11 protein-coding genes, 1 tRNA gene and 1 pseudogene are annotated in these 14,246 nt (G+C 58.8%); 5 read left to right on the forward strand and 8 right to left on the reverse strand.

Features of this window, described 5'->3' with window-relative positions; genetic code table 11:
* Window positions 1-60 precede the first annotated feature (60 nt).
* Entirely contained in the window at window positions 61-2,469 is a 2,409-nt protein-coding gene (gene nrdD, locus FYJ31_RS06370; RefSeq protein ID WP_012577012.1) for an anaerobic ribonucleoside-triphosphate reductase, read from the reverse strand.
* Window positions 2,470-2,935: 466 nt separating this feature from the next.
* Between nrdD and xseA the strand changes: the two genes are divergently transcribed.
* Window positions 2,936-4,306: an exodeoxyribonuclease VII large subunit gene (gene xseA / locus FYJ31_RS06375; RefSeq protein ID WP_041981736.1), complete on the forward strand. Its 1,371-nt coding sequence runs from the start codon at window positions 2,936-2,938 to the stop codon at window positions 4,304-4,306.
* Between the two features lie 49 nt (window positions 4,307-4,355).
* Entirely contained in the window at window positions 4,356-4,658 is a 303-nt protein-coding gene (locus tag FYJ31_RS06380) for an exodeoxyribonuclease VII small subunit (protein ID WP_032744730.1), read from the forward strand.
* Between the two features lie 19 nt (window positions 4,659-4,677).
* On the opposite strand, the gene FYJ31_RS06385 is transcribed toward FYJ31_RS06380, so the two are convergent.
* The gene (locus FYJ31_RS06385) at window positions 4,678-5,850 is read right to left on the reverse strand and encodes a hypothetical protein (protein ID WP_154536302.1); all 1,173 of its coding nucleotides are present in this window, start codon (window positions 5,848-5,850) and stop codon (window positions 4,678-4,680) included.
* A gap of 251 nt (window positions 5,851-6,101) precedes the next feature.
* Here FYJ31_RS06385 and FYJ31_RS06390 point away from each other — a divergent pair, with 251 nt between their 5' ends.
* Window positions 6,102-6,626: an NAD(P)H-dependent oxidoreductase gene (locus FYJ31_RS06390; RefSeq protein ID WP_154050921.1), complete on the forward strand. Its 525-nt coding sequence runs from the start codon at window positions 6,102-6,104 to the stop codon at window positions 6,624-6,626.
* A 140-nt stretch (window positions 6,627-6,766) separates the two neighbouring features.
* Here the strand turns inward: FYJ31_RS06390 and FYJ31_RS06395 are convergent, their stop codons facing one another.
* The 3 genes from FYJ31_RS06395 to FYJ31_RS06405 all read right to left on the reverse strand — a co-directional run bounded on the left by FYJ31_RS06395 (window position 6,767) and on the right by FYJ31_RS06405 (window position 9,600).
* Complete coding sequence (locus FYJ31_RS06395; protein WP_195839457.1) at window positions 6,767-8,623, reverse strand: AMP-dependent synthetase/ligase; 1,857 nt, start codon at window positions 8,621-8,623, stop codon at window positions 6,767-6,769.
* Window positions 8,624-8,828: 205 nt separating this feature from the next.
* Entirely contained in the window at window positions 8,829-9,257 is a 429-nt protein-coding gene (locus FYJ31_RS06400) for a nucleoside 2-deoxyribosyltransferase (protein ID WP_012577006.1), read from the reverse strand.
* 270 nt (window positions 9,258-9,527) lie between these two features.
* Window positions 9,528-9,600, reverse strand: a tRNA-Arg gene (locus tag FYJ31_RS06405).
* 253 nt (window positions 9,601-9,853) lie between these two features.
* Here FYJ31_RS06405 and FYJ31_RS06410 point away from each other — a divergent pair.
* Window positions 9,854-10,966, forward strand: coding sequence for an endonuclease/exonuclease/phosphatase family protein (locus FYJ31_RS06410; protein ID WP_154536304.1), 1,113 nt, complete (start codon window positions 9,854-9,856; stop codon window positions 10,964-10,966).
* Here FYJ31_RS06410 and FYJ31_RS06415 read toward each other — a convergent pair.
* Window positions 10,959-11,203: pseudogene (locus FYJ31_RS06415) on the reverse strand (Ppx/GppA family phosphatase); the annotation flags it as partial. The gene FYJ31_RS06410 and the pseudogene FYJ31_RS06415 overlap by 8 nt on opposite strands.
* A gap of 177 nt (window positions 11,204-11,380) precedes the next feature.
* Window positions 11,381-12,604 (reverse strand): pyridoxal phosphate-dependent aminotransferase, encoded by a 1,224-nt coding sequence (locus FYJ31_RS06420; protein ID WP_154536305.1) that lies wholly within the window; start codon window positions 12,602-12,604, stop codon window positions 11,381-11,383.
* A 93-nt stretch (window positions 12,605-12,697) separates the two neighbouring features.
* Between FYJ31_RS06420 and FYJ31_RS06425 the strand changes: the two genes are divergently transcribed.
* Window positions 12,698-13,753: a Gfo/Idh/MocA family protein gene (locus FYJ31_RS06425; RefSeq protein WP_154536306.1), complete on the forward strand. Its 1,056-nt coding sequence runs from the start codon at window positions 12,698-12,700 to the stop codon at window positions 13,751-13,753.
* A 30-nt stretch (window positions 13,754-13,783) separates the two neighbouring features.
* On the opposite strand, the gene FYJ31_RS06430 is transcribed toward FYJ31_RS06425, so the two are convergent.
* Window positions 13,784-14,239 carry a very short patch repair endonuclease gene (locus tag FYJ31_RS06430; protein WP_014484642.1) on the reverse strand — a complete coding sequence of 152 codons (456 nt, stop codon included), beginning with the start codon at window positions 14,237-14,239 and terminating at the stop codon, window positions 13,784-13,786.
* Window positions 14,240-14,246 lie beyond the last annotated feature (7 nt).

Here is a 14,246-nt window from a genome sequence, read left to right on the forward strand (position 1 = left end):
CCCCTCAGTCAGCTTTGCTGACAGCTCCCCTCAGAGAGGGGAGCCTACTCACGAATAACCCTACTTGGCCTCTTCGAACCACTCGCGAGTGGTGCCGTCATCCAGCGTCACACGACCGGTTTCGCCGCTCATGTGCTTGACTCGGTGGGCAATCTCCTCGTGACGGCCATGCACCATCGGGCGCTGGACCGGGCTGCCGAGGTAGCCGCAGGTGCGCTTGGTGACGTTGCACTTGTCCGGGTTGGAGTTACCGCACTCCGGGCACTTGAAGCCTTCCTCGGTCGGCTCGAAGTCGCCCTGGAAGCCACACACGAAGCAGTGGTCGATCGGGGTGTTGGTGCCCAGGTAGCCGATGCCGATATTGTAGGCGTAATCCCACACGGCTTCGAGCGCCTTCGGGTTGTCCTGCAGGCACGGGTACTCGCAGTAGTTGATGAAGCCGCCGGAGGCATAGTACGGGAAGTCCTTCTCGTAGCTGAGCTTCTCCATCGGGGTGGGCTGCAACCACACCGGGTAGTGGAAGGAGTTGGTGTAGAAGTCGTGGTCAGTCACGCCTTCGATACGGCCGAACTTTTCACGGTCCATGCGGTTGAAGCGGTCGGTCAGGGATTCAGCCGGAGTGGAGTACACGGAATAGTGGTAGCCCTCCGCTTTGCTCCACTGCTTGCACAGCTCGTTCATGCGCTTGACGATGGACAGCGCGAACTCCTTGCCTTCCGGATCCCAGCCGTGGTCGCGAATCCAGTTCTTGCCGTAGAAGACCGCAGTGGTCTCGGCAAGGCCGATGTAGCCGAGCGACACGGTGGCACGCTCGTTCTTGAACAGCTGGTCCACGTTGTCGTTGGCACCAAGACGACCAAACGCACCGAAGCGGAACAGGGTCGGGGCGTTGACCGGGGTGGCTTCCTTGCAGCGCATGATGCGGAACTGCAACGCCTGATGGGCCACTTCCATGCGCTCCTCGAACAGCTTCCAGAAGCGGGCCTTGTCGCCGTGGGATTCGATGGCGATACGCGGCACGTTGACGGTGACCACGCCGAGGTTCATACGGCCATCTTCTTCATCCTTGCCGGTCTCCGGGTTGATCCAACCCTGCAGGAAGGAGCGGCAACCCATCGGAGCCTTGAAGGAGCCTGTGATCTTGACGATGTTCTCGTAGAACACCACATCCGGGTACATGCGCTTGGTGGCGGACTCGAGGGCGAGCTGCTTCAGATCGTAGTTCGGGTCACCCGGGTCGGCGTTCACGCCGTGCTGCACAGTAAAGACGAGCTTCGGGAAGATGGCGGTGTGGTGTTCCTTGCCGAGGCCGCGGATGCGGTTGAGCAGGATTGCGCGCTGCACTTCACGAGAGAACCAGTCGGTGCCGAGACCAAAGCCGACAGTCACGAACGGGGTCTGGCCGTTGGACACGCGGTTGGAGTTGATCTGGTATTCCATGGTCTGCATGGCATCATAGATGGCCTTGCGGGTACGAATCTTGGCGAGGATTTCACGCTCCTGCTCAAGTTCGTCAACGTCGGTGTGGAACGGGGTGTCCATCGGCAGCGGTTCGCGGGAACCGAAATGCAGCTTGGCGGGCTCGTTCCTCTTGGCGCTCTCGACCTGACGACGGGCGAATTCAACCGGCATGCCGTCGGGGATGGTCTCACGAGCTTCCTCGAGGAACTTCTCGTAATCCTTCTTGGCATACTGGGCAAGATGCTCGTCGGCACGGTTGGCGGTCTGGCCACCATACTGGCTGGAGGCCACGTCCTTCATGATCTGGGTAATCTGGGTGGCCGCAATGGCGATGGACTTCGGGGAAGCCATCGGAGCGTTGCCAAGAGTGAAGCCATTGGCCAACATGTCCCAGAAGTTCGGCAAGGAGCAGTTGGACTGGGCAGTGAACGGCGAGTAGTCGGCATCGTGGAAGTGAATGTCGCCCTTCATGTGGGCGTTGGACACCGCCGGCGGCAGCATGTTGAACGCGGCGGCCTTGGACACGGCACCGGCCAGCAGATCACGCTGGGTGGAGTAGACGTTGGAATCCTTGTTCGCGTTCTCGTGAATCAGGGTCGGGTCGTGGTTGATGAAGCGGGAAACGGCCTCGTTGACATCAGTGGCCTTGGCACGCTGAATGTCCTTGTCGAGACGGTAGTTGGTGTAGGCGCGAGCCACATCGTACAGGTGGGCGTCAATGAGGGCGTGCTCCACGAGGTTCTGGATGTCCTCGATCTTGGCGGGGCCGGCGTAACGCCCCTTGATTTCGCCTTCGACTTGGTTGGCGAAACCACGGATCATGGCATCTTCTTCGGGGCCGACTTCCTTGTTCAGGTCACCGAAAGCAGACTTGACCGCAGAGATGATGTTGATGGGGTCGAAGTCGACCACACGACCATCACGCTTCTCAACGAGCACGGTGGAGGCCTTGGCGGCCACCTTGGTCTCGTTATCGGTGACGATTTCCTCCAACACCTGTGCGCCCATCGGGCACTCCTTTCCTATAAGGCGAACACTCTCCTGAGTTCCGCATTTTGGCCGCACTCGACGTGGGCCACACGAAATTACATTGATGTCGTTTTCTTGAACCTCTAGCAGAATACGGCATCCCCACCACTATATCTAGTGCTCAACAGTGGTGTGTCGAACTATTTATAGGGTTTTCGGCTATTTTCCGCCAAAACCACAAGTGTGTGATTAGCGTAACTGTTTTCTGCTCGCGTGTCGCACAGCGAGCTCACTGACGACTCTCAATCGTCAGCGCAACGCATATCTCACTCCTCTTCATGGCACCCGTTTCTTCGCCATAATGACTCCTTTCTTCTGATGCACCAGACCATCTCCATCATCGGCTGATACATCGCTTCGTACGGTTCTCGCATTCATCATCACACCGTTTTCAGGCGACGGTAAATATTTACCGTCATCAACCAACGCACTTATAGTGGAGTGCATGACTACTGCAATGGGCTACCCATCTACCGGCCGTCCACCGACCGCCGCTTCACTGGCCTCGGCTGGCTTTGAGCCGGGTCAAGGCACTTTCGCGCCTGATCAGGGCACCATCAATCTGCCGAATGAGCCTCGCCCTATCGATCAGCTGCCTGCACGCGCCGCTGAAACCAGCGCGCAAAATCCGTGGCCGGTAAGTGTGCTGAGCCAGAAGTTCTACGGTGCCGTGGAACGATGGCCGTCCGCGTGGGTCACCGGCCAGATCACGCAGATCAATACCCGTCGCGCCGGCTCGGCCTACATCACGCTGCGCGACGACTTCGAGGATATCGCCATGGAAGTCAATGGCTTCGGCAGGTTCGCGGCCGCGGCCAGCCAATTCGTTCAGGGCGACCGCGTGGTGATTCACGGCAAACCGAACCTGTGGATGAAGCGCACTTCGCTGTCGTTGCGCGGGGACACGATTCTCAAGGTCGGAGCCGGTGGCAGCCTCAAGGCCATGATCGACGAATTGCGCAAGCAGCTTAAGGGCGAGGGCCTGTTCGACGCCGATCACAAACTGCCTCTCCCGGAGTTTCCGAAGACTATTGGCCTGATTTGCGCACCTCAGGCACGTGCGGAAGGCGATGTGATCACCAATGTGAACCTTCGTTGGCCTTCCGTAACCTTCAAGGTGGTCCATGTGCATGTTCAGGGCGAGCAATGCCCGGCCGAAGTGGTTCAGGCCATTGCACAACTCGATGCCGACCCGAGCGTGGATGTGATCATCGTGGCCCGTGGCGGCGGCTCGTTTGAGGATCTCATCGGTTTCTCGGATGAGCGTGTGGTTCGTGCGGCGTATGCCTGCACCACACCATTAATCTCCTCCATCGGGCATGAGGATGACTGGACGTTGCTGGATCTGGTCGCCGATCTTAGAGCCTCCACCCCCACCGATGCGGCCAAGCGCGTGGTGCCGGATGTGCGTGAGCAGTCGCAGCTCATCGAAGGTGCCATCGACCGTATGCGACTGCGGGTCCGTTCGCGCGTGGAGAACGAGATTCGACTTATCGAGGGATATGCGAACCGGCCAAGCCTGACCCAACCGCATACCATGCTCGAACCGCATCAGCGGCTAATCGACGATTCCCTGCAGCGGCTTGACATCGGCCTGCGACGCATCGTGGACGATGCCCAGCTCACCGTCGAGCGAGCTCACGCCTCACTGACCGCACTCAGCCCGCAATCCACATTGAATCGAGGCTATGCGGTGGTGCAGTCCTCCGATGGCCACGTACTAGACGATGCTTCGCAGGTAAGCCCCGGGGATGACATCACCGTCACCTTGAAGAAGGGTGTCATTACCGCAACCACCACATCCGCAACCGCGTGACACGCCATACGCAGCCACGCATATATACCGTATATATAAGGAGAACATCATGACCGAAAACGCCACATCCACCGACAAGAACACCCCCGCCTCGTCCCTGGCGGACAAGGAACGCGAGCTCATCGCCCAGATGCCATATGAAGAGGCGCGCGACAAGCTGATTCAGGCTGTCCAGGCACTGGAAACCGGCGGCCTCAATCTTGACCAGTCGATGCGTCAATGGGAAATCGGCGAGGCCTTGGCCAAGCGCGCCCAGGGTCTGCTCAACGACGTCCGCGCCAAGCTCGACCAGGCACAAGCCGAGCAAGCCGCCAACGAAGCCACCGCAGGCACGCAGTCCAACCTCGACTGAGTTGCCTCCCGGCGCGGCATCATCGTGCAAGCTTGCGGATGATGCCGATGCGCTCCTGCATGGCGGAGCAGATGGCGTCAATCACATCAGCGGACAGCCGGCGGTTGGTGGCGAGCTGTGCCCGTATCAGTTCAGGCACCTCGTCGAGCATCCCCAAATCATAACGGTCCCAATCGTCGATAAGTCCCAACTGCCAGTAGGCGTTGTCCGCATCGCCGTAGTCGTCGAGCCAGAACGGCTTCGCCGGGTAGTCTTCGTTGGTGATGGCTTCGGGGTCCATGCCGTTCCACAGGCTGGCGCCGCTGTCAAAAATCGGGGCCGGGCGAATCTCGAATGATTCGACGTCACGGATGAGACCGAAGTTGTTGTAATGCCGGTCGGTGTTGCGCAGAAGAAAATCCAGGAACAGAAAATCGTTGGTCGCCGCATTTGCCGTATCACGACTTACGCCGAGTTGCTGACATGCGTCCAGCCATATCATCTTGCGTTCGGTGTTGTCGCCGCTTCGGAAGATGCGCATAACCTGCCCTGCGGGAATCAGCTCTTGCGTGTCTTCGAGCATTTCATCGCAGACGGAGGCCCGGATGCCCTTGGCGCGGCCGATGCGGTATTCGACATGGTCGATGCCGAACAGTCGTGCCGTCTGCCAGGCGATGCGCTCGTTGTCCGGCTCCTGACCGGTGCGCCCTCCCTTGATCAGGCTGTGGACGCCATCGGGACCGATAATCCAACGTTTCGGCAGGTCACCGGCACTGGTGACATCCGGGGTGTTCACGTTGCCGATGCGCGACGAATTACCGAAGAATAAGGCCTGCCCAAGTCGTTCGTCAAAATCGTTGTGGAAAAAGTTCAGTTTTTCCCACGTCAGATCGGGCCGGTCGAGAGGCCGCACCCAATACTGGTCCGACAGGCTGAGTCCCAAGGAACGGTCCAGCAGATCGTTCGTCGAGGCGATACCCGAACCGGCAAATACGGAACGCATGCCGTCACGGGTCATGGGAATGCCGCGAGAACGCCACCACCCGGTAATCGACTCACCGGTGGGCTCAGGTTTGCCGTCCACATACATGCCGATCGGGATTCGGGACTCGTCGTAGATCTCCCCTGCCCTCAGGGAGTATCCGCCGCGTTCGAAATACTCGAACTCCATTACCGGATGGGTACGGCACATCAGCATGCGGTTCATGGTCATGTGCGCCTCCCGTTATTCAGTCCACCGACGATATCCGCGTCATATCCCATCCTATCCGCTTTAGGACTCGTATATGCGGCCCACTGAAGCTTCAGCGCCAAATCATCAGTCAGCATCCTTTCCCGCGTCAATTACTCATCCGCGGCATCCCGCGGCTCGCACCTGAGTCCAGACTGGACTGAGTTCTGCTTCCCGGCATACGATAGTGGTGATTAGGCCACATTGGCAGCAGTTTATAGAAGGGAAATCCCATGTCAACGTTGATTCTTGTATTCCATCCGCACCTGAAGGACGGCTCGCGAGTGAACGCCCGCCTGCTTGCCGAACTCGCCGCACAAGGCGAGGACGACATCATCGTGCGCGACGAATACGCCGAATACCCGAACTTCTCCGTCAACGCCGACACGGAGCACGAGCTGCTGGAGGCCGCCGACCGCGTAATCCTTCAGTTCCCGTTCTACTGGTACTCCTCCCCCGCGCTACTCAAGGAATGGGAAGACGAGGTCATCACCGCAGGCTGGGCCTACGGTGGAGGCCACGCACTCAAGGGCAAGGAGCTCAAGCTGGTGGTCACCACTGGTTCCGACGCCTCCAAGTACCGCAGGGATGGCGAGTACAACCACACCATGGAGGAGCTGCTAAGCCCATTCGCAGTCGTGGCCTACAAGGTAGGCATGAACTATGCCGAACCATTCCTGGTGCAGGGCACCGCCACCATCAGCGATGCGGAGCTGGATCAGGCCGCCGCTGATTATGTTTCGGCGATTTTGGACTGAATAAGCTGAGGCCGGGTGCAAGTCGCACCCGGCCCTGTTGTTTTTTCGCGGGCAAGCCGCGGGGTCTCTCCCTCAGTCAGCTTCGCTGACAGCTCCCTCGTCAGAGAGAGCTTATTTTTTGGATCAGAGGGAGTTGATGGTTACTTCTTCAGCGGGACGTAGATCACGTTGTCAATGAGCTCTTGGTAGTGCTTGACGATTTGCGCGCGGCGGGTCTTCAGGCTCGGGGTCAGCATGCCGTTGGCCTCGGTGAATTCGTCGGGCAGAATCTCGAACTTACGAATCGACTCGGCGCGGGAAACGCCCTCGTTGGTGGCGTTCACCGCACGCTCCACCTCAGCGTGAACGATGGCGTTCTTGGCCAGCGAGGCCAGATCGGGTTCCGGCTTGGCACCCTGGGATTCCAGCCAATTGTTGGCATCTGCCAGATCCAGCGTGACCAGAGCGGCCACGAACGGCTTCTTATCACCAATAACCAAGCACTGGTTGACCACAGGCGAGGTCATCACGGAAGCCTCAAGCAGACCCGGCGACACATTCTTGCCACCAGCGGTGATGATGAGGTCTTTCTTACGGCCGGTGATGGAGATGAAGCCATCTTCGGAGATATCGCCCAGATCGCCGGTGTGCAGCCAGCCATCAGTGATCTGCTGGGTAGTGACCTCAGGGTTGTTGTGGTAGCCCTTGCACACCAGCGGTCCTTTGACCACCAGCTCGCCGTCCTCGGCGATGCCCGCAGTGATACCGCACATCGGCATGCCGATGGTGCCGATGCGGTTGTCTTCCGGCAAGCTCACACACACCGGGCCGCAGGTTTCGGTCATGCCATAGCCCTCAAGCACCGGCATGCCGATGCCGTTGAAGAAGTGGGAAAGCTCGGAGTCCATCGGAGCGCCGCCGGTAATGGCGAAGTCGGCGTTCGGACCGAAAATTGTGCGAATCTTCTTGTACACCACCTGCTCGTAGAAGGCGTGGGCGATACGTCCGGCAATCGGCAACTGCTCACCCTTCTGCTCGGCCTTGGACCATTCGCGCGCGTTTTCGGCGGCGCGCATGAACATCTTGCCAGCGAATCCGGTGCCGGCGCGCTGGGAGGCGGCGTTGTAGACCTTCTCGTACACACGCGGCACGGCAAGCAGCAGCGTGGGGCCGAAGGTTTCGAAGTCCTTGACCATCGTCTTCATATTGGAGCTCAAGGCCAGCGAAATCGTGCCGCCGAAGCTGAAGAATTCCATGAATCGGGCGAACACGTGGCTCAACGGCAGGAACAGCAGCAGGCGGCGGTTAGGCCATGCGCCGGCGCGCGGCATGTACTGCAGCGCGGAAAACACCAGGAAGGCGAAGTTGCGGTGGGTCAGTTCCACGCCCTTCGGGGTGCCTGTAGAGCCGGATGTGTAGACGATGGTGGCGCGGTCGTCGCCGTGGGAGGCTTCCTTGTATTCCCAGAATTCGGCATCGGTGACGCTTTCGCCATAGGTCTTGATGGCGTTCAGGCCGCCGGCCTCGATTACGAACACGTTGCGCAGGGTGGGTACCTCGCTGCGCACGGATTCGATCTTGTCGCGCTGTCCGTCATCTTCGGCGATGGTGAGCGTGACTTTGGAATCGTTGAAGATCCAGCTGACCTGGCTGGCGGAGTTGGTCTCGTACACCGGCACGGTGACCGCGCCGATGGACATGATCGCCACGTCCAGCGCCGTCCATTCCCAGCGGGTGCGTGAGACGATAGCGACTGAATCGCCCTTATTGACGCCAAGTCCGATCAGGCCCTTGGCCAGATCGATGACCATGTCACGGAATACTTGGGCACTGTACGGGTGCCAAGTGCCATCATCGCCCTTGTATTCGATCATGGCACCTTCGGGATCGCGCTTGGCGCGGTTATCGAGCAGATCGAACAGGTTGACGTCGCTGTCAATCGGTTCCTTGACGGGATTGGTGAACTGCTTGACGATACGAGTATCGTTTATGGCCTTATCAGCGATGTTTTCAGTCATACCCCCCATGTAACTCCACGGATGCTACAAAACACGCGCGAAACAACGGATTGTCCAGACCAAATGGCCCCGGCAATCCGTCTAGTTTTCCCACGACTCCATTATGCCGCTTGTTGGAATATCCCTATACCACTGCGGCGTTCTCGTACATGACAATGTACGAGAACGCCGCCAACCCTGCTTGCAGAGAACCTGTTAGAGCTGTTTAGAACTGAATGTAATCGACTTCCGTATGTTCGCCGGTTTCCAAGTATTTCGCCACATCATCAGGACCGGCGAAAACCAGTTCAACCGATTGCGCAATCATCAGATTGACACGATCCATTGGCGTAAGGTTCTCGAAATAGCCGTACACCGGGATTCCCAGCGCATGCGCATATCCGATTTCGAACATCGTGCCTGGGTCCTCGTCCATAAGATTGGCGACCACGGCCTTAGCAGCATTAATGCCACGGATATCGTCCGCAAAGCATCCTTCAGGGCCTGCTTCTTCGATCTGGCTGGCAAACCGCGGCTTGAACAGTACCTTGCCATGGTCTTCCAGTATCTTTTCCAAACGTTCCATACTTGCCGTCTGTTCAGGATCGAAGAACGGACCGGCCACATAGAAGTCATACTGCTTATCTTCACTCATGGTTTCTAGTCATAGCGCAGCCGCGTCGAACACCAGCCGTTATTTTCACTTTATGGACAAGGGGTCGTATTGTGAATATTACTACGGGATAACCGTCAATGACTACGCACGTTGCCCCCTAATTGACGCACTCCGCCACTTTCGCTCCCGCCCGCACTGCCAGCCTGTCAGCCGCGATTGACAATTTGCATGGCGCGGCCATCGTCCATTACGTTGCGCCTCATCACCGATAGATAGAGATTGAGGTACCGCCACACTTCCAAAGACAAGTGCCCGAGATCGGATTCGAACCGACGACACCCGCTTTAGGAGAGCGGTGCTCTATCCACTGAGCTACTCGGGCAACGACGTTTTATTGTACACGGCCACACGCCCAGTCGCATCATGTTCGCGTGGCAGCCTGCGTAAGCCGCATGGCAGTCTATGCAAGCCACCCGGCAGAACCCGACCCCAAGGCATGGCCGGTTTTCGTGCCGGTTTGGTGCGAACTGCTCTTGCGCATGGCGAAAAGACACCGAAAGACAAGCCGCACACGGTACAGTGGCAAATCGCACGAAAAGCAAGGTAACGACAGGCGAGCCAAAAGAAAGGGCAGTATGGCAAAGGCACGGAGCACGACCACAGGCGCAAGCGTACGAGCCCGCGCCACTTCCAAGCCACGCTCTGCCAAAGCCACGGCGCGCCCAGTATCCAAGTCCGCAGTAAGGCCACGTAAACGGCACCATCTGCTTGGTTTTCTTGCCGCGATATTCGCCCTTCTTGCCTTTGCCGGTACTGCCGCCCGCGCGCTACCTGCCGATTTGCAGGAACTGCCGTTTGTGCCGATTGCGGTATCGGCAACGCCCTGGTTCATGTTGCTTGGTTTGATCGCCCTACTGTTGGCCATCGTGTCGCGACGTATCCTTGCCGCATTGATCGCCGCTGCCACAATCGCATGCAATGGCTATTGGCAGTATCCGTTCTTCCACTCAGCCGATCCGCTTTCCCAAGCCGCGCAGAACGCCGTGGCCGTAGCCTCCCCCAACACCAGCGACGCCTATGCGCGCGTCATGACCTTCAATGTGTACAAGGGGCAGGCCGATCCGCAAGCCATCGTCGAGCTGGTCCGCGATCAGCGCGTCGAAGTGCTTGCTTTGCAGGAGACCACCGAGGATTTCGTCAAAAAACTCAACGAGGCTGGTATTGAGCACTATCTGCCGTATGCGCAGGTCTCATCGTCTGACGGCGTATTCGGTAACGGCCTCTGGTCGGCCACGCCACTTGCCGATCCGGCCGACGATGACGTGAATTCCAGCGCCTCATTCATGCCCGGCGGCACGGTGGATATGGGTGGCCAGCAGATTCGATTCATATCCGTGCACACCACTGCACCTGTACCGGGCTATTGGCGGCAGTGGAAGCGATCTCTGGATGAGTTGGGTCTGATGCGCGGGCATACGGATACACGGTATATTTTCATGGGCGATTTCAACGCCACTTACGATCACACACCATTCCGTGATTTTCTTGGCGACCGGTTCGTGGATGCCGCACGTGAATCCGGACATGGGTTTACGTTCTCATGGCCCACGAACCGTGCGACTGTGCCAATGTTCGCCGGTATTGACCACGTGGTGCTTGATCAGGGCATGAAGGCCGGGCAATGCAAGGTGGTCAAAGTCGAGGGCTCCGATCATGCGGCGTTGTTGGTGACTGTGGCGGTTGGGTGATTTCGTATTCCTCGGCCAACCGCATGCACTGGGACACGGCTTCCAGAATCGCCTCGATGCCGGACTTCTTGATTGAGCCGTCGTCCTTTAAATACTTCATCAGGCGCACTGTGGATTTGGTGCTGGCCTCGGGGTCAGGGCGAGCGCCGGGGCGGCGTCGACGATAAGCATGTGGATAGTGTTCGAACCGATATCAAGCACACCAAGTCGCGTGGTGTGCGAACGCAGATTGACCATGATCCCTATTCCTGACCTTACCTAACCCGTGATGGCCGAACAACGGGCCGGCCATCGCAATCAGCCAGCCGTGCGCCACCATGGCGAGTCGTTCGGCCGGCAACCAACACCGCGAGGCCAGCCGGGCATCACACAAACTCGACTACTGTACAACAATCACACCGGCTGCCGCGCCGTTCACAACGATTCGACGAACGTTCCGAGACGTTCCAGCCCCTCGGTCAGGGCCTCACGTGAGGCGGCATAGCTCAGGCGCACATGCGTATCCGCTGTGGCCGCACCGAAGTCGCGGCCAGGAGTCAGAGCCACATGGGCTTCATCCAGCGCGCGTTCGCAGAACGTCCAGGCATCCAGACCAGTACGGGAGATGTTGAAGTAGGCGTAGAACGCGCCATTCGGCTCCACCTCAACCGGCAAACCGATGCGCTTGAGCCCGTCAATCACAATGCGGCGACGGGCAAGCAATTCCTGACGACGAGCTTCGCATTCCGCCAAGCTTTCCGGCATGAAGCAGGCGAGCGCCGCATGTTGCGTGGGCGTGTGGGCACACAGGTAGTAGTTGGTGGCCAGATCGTCAACCGCTTCCAGCACGGTGGGGTCGTCCGGCAGAATCGCCCAGCCGAGGCGCCAGCCGGTCATGCCGAAGAACTTGGAGAAGCTGTTGCATACGATGGCATCGGGGTCGCAGGCCAGTACGGATTTGACTTCGGTGCCGTCCGGCTCACGGTCTGCCAAATCGAGGTAGGTTTCGTCCACGATGCGCCATGCGCCGCGGCTGGCGGCCAGCTTGCACACCTCGTCCAATACGGTGAAATCGATGGTGGTGCCGGTGGGGTTGGACGGCGACGTGATCATCACGGCCTTGGTCTTGCTCGTCCAGTACTGGCTGCACAGGTCGGCGGTCAGGTGGAAGCGGGTGGCGGCCGAGGTCGGAACGTCGATGACCCGGCCTTCAAAGGAGCGCACGAGTTCGCGGTTGCACGGGTAGGAGGGGTCGGCCACAATCACATCGTCACCGGGGTCCACGGTCAGCGCGGTGGCCAACAGCAGGGCGGCCGAACCGCCGGCTGTTACACAAATGCGCTTGGGGTCAATGTCAAGGTCGTGACGTTCATGGTAGAAGTCGGAGATGGCTTGGCGCAGTTCAGGTAGGCCCATGGCGGCGGTGTACGGCAGGGCCCGGCCGTCGTACTGTTCGCGCATGGCGTCGCGTACGGCGGGCGGCGCGCCGAAATCGGGCTCGCCAAGGCTTAATTTGATGACGCTGATACCTTGGGCGATCATCTTGTCTGCTTGTTCGCCGAATACCATGGCACGGAAGGGATTGGCCTCACGCGCTCGGCGGGACATGACTGGAGACGCGGCCGGAGATTGGGGCTGCTGCGCTGCTTCGTTTTCCATATTCCGGTTCTATCCGCCTCACGGGACAAGGTCTCTTCTTCTATAATCACTGTAGGTCGATTGAGTGTACCAGCCCGTATTCAAGGAGGAATAATGAGTCGATTCAATGGCAAGCGCGCCGAGTTCGAGGCCAGCGGCGAAAAAATCAACGTCGCGATTCTGGGTGCGGGCCGCATAGCTCACACCATGGCCGATACCCTGACCCAGATGGCTGAAGATTCACTGTATTCCTCATGGATTCACCCGTATGCGGTGGCGGCCCGTGATATTACGCGCGCGCAGGCTTTTGCCGACCAGTGGCATTTTGACAAGGCTTATGGATCGTATGAGGAGTTGGTGGCGGACCCGGATGTGGATCTGGTGTATATCGCCACCCCGCACAGTCTGCACGCCGAACAGGCGATCCTGTGTATGAAAGCCGGCAAGAACGTGCTGGTGGAGAAGTCGTTCACCGCGAACGCCGGGCAGGCACGTGAGGCGCTGGCCGTGGCCGAGGAAACCGGCATGCTGTGCACGGAGGCCATCTGGACGCGCTACATGCCCAGCCGCAAGCTCATCAACGAAGTTATCGAGTCCGGCGAGATCGGCGAGGTGAAAGCGGCGAGCGCCAACCTGTGCTATCCGGTGTCCGGCAAGGCACGTATGACCGATCCGTCCTGTGCCGGTGGCGCGCTGCTCGATGTGGGCGTGTATCCGCTGAACTTCCTGGATATGGCGATCGGTGCCGACCATGGCCGCACGCTGGATCATTTCGATACGTCGATGATGGCCGCCGAAACCGGTGTGGATGCACAGAATTCCACCACGTTGTATTACGATGATGGCACGATGGCCGTGTCCACCAGTTCGATGCTGGTTTCCTCCGATCGCGGCGGCTACGTGTGGGGCACCGAAGGGTATTTGGTGGTCACCAATATCAACAATCCCGAGTCCATCGATATCTACAACAACGATCACAAGCCCGTGCGCAGTGTTGCGGTGCCGTCGCAGTTGACCGGTTATGAGTATGAGGTGGCCGATGCAGCCAACGCGCTGCTGGATGGCAAGATCGAATGCGAGGCGATGCCGCACGCCGACACCATCCGCATCATGGAGCTGATGGATGCGATTCGCGACCGTTGGGGCCTGAAGTTCCCGTTTGAATCCTGATTTCAGCTCCTCTCCAGAGGGGAGCTGGAATTATTCCGCTGAATCTGCATCTCCTTCAACAATCTGCTCATACAGCCGTGCGAGGCGTTCGTCGCGCACGGCTTTCGTTAATTCGCACTCCCATACGGTAATTACACGCCAGCCAGCGGCCTCCAGTTCGGCTCGCTGCGCGATGTCTCGATTGTGATTGCGCAGTAGTTTCGCCTGCCAGAATTCCACGTTCGATTTCGGCATCGAATGTTTGGAACATCCTTCATGCATGTGCCAGAAACAGCCGTTGACAAACACGATGGTGTGGTATTTCGGCAGTACTACATCCGGGTGGCCGGGGTAACGCTTGTCGTTCTTGCGGAATCGCAAACCCTTGCGAAACAGGTAGCTGCGTACCAGCACCTCGATTTTGGTGTCTTTGCCGCGAATATGCGACATCGTGTACGAACGGGTGCCCCGCTCATACTTCTCCACCGGCTGTTTCTTGCGATTCACGCACTCC

Origin of the sequence: Bifidobacterium sp. WCA-178-WT-4B (assembly GCF_009696495.1) — a bacterium.
GTDB lineage: Bacteria > Actinomycetota > Actinomycetes > Actinomycetales > Bifidobacteriaceae > Bifidobacterium > Bifidobacterium infantis.

Bases quoted from the DNA above. Each gene is read 5' to 3' on its own strand.
- nrdD (WP_012577012.1), bottom strand. From the start codon at position 2,469: ATGGGCGCACAGGTGTTGGAGGAAATCGTCACCGATAACGAGACCAAG.
- xseA (WP_041981736.1), top strand. From the start codon at position 2,936: ATGACTACTGCAATGGGCTACCCATCTACCGGCCGTCCACCGACCGCC.
- FYJ31_RS06380 (WP_032744730.1), top strand. From the start codon at position 4,356: ATGACCGAAAACGCCACATCCACCGACAAGAACACCCCCGCCTCGTCC.
- FYJ31_RS06385 (WP_154536302.1), bottom strand. From the start codon at position 5,850: ATGACCATGAACCGCATGCTGATGTGCCGTACCCATCCGGTAATGGAG.
- FYJ31_RS06390 (WP_154050921.1), top strand. From the start codon at position 6,102: ATGTCAACGTTGATTCTTGTATTCCATCCGCACCTGAAGGACGGCTCG.
- FYJ31_RS06395 (WP_195839457.1), bottom strand. From the start codon at position 8,623: ATGACTGAAAACATCGCTGATAAGGCCATAAACGATACTCGTATCGTC.
- FYJ31_RS06400 (WP_012577006.1), bottom strand. From the start codon at position 9,257: ATGAGTGAAGATAAGCAGTATGACTTCTATGTGGCCGGTCCGTTCTTC.
- FYJ31_RS06410 (WP_154536304.1), top strand. From the start codon at position 9,854: ATGGCAAAGGCACGGAGCACGACCACAGGCGCAAGCGTACGAGCCCGC.
- FYJ31_RS06420 (WP_154536305.1), bottom strand. From the start codon at position 12,604: ATGGAAAACGAAGCAGCGCAGCAGCCCCAATCTCCGGCCGCGTCTCCA.
- FYJ31_RS06425 (WP_154536306.1), top strand. From the start codon at position 12,698: ATGAGTCGATTCAATGGCAAGCGCGCCGAGTTCGAGGCCAGCGGCGAA.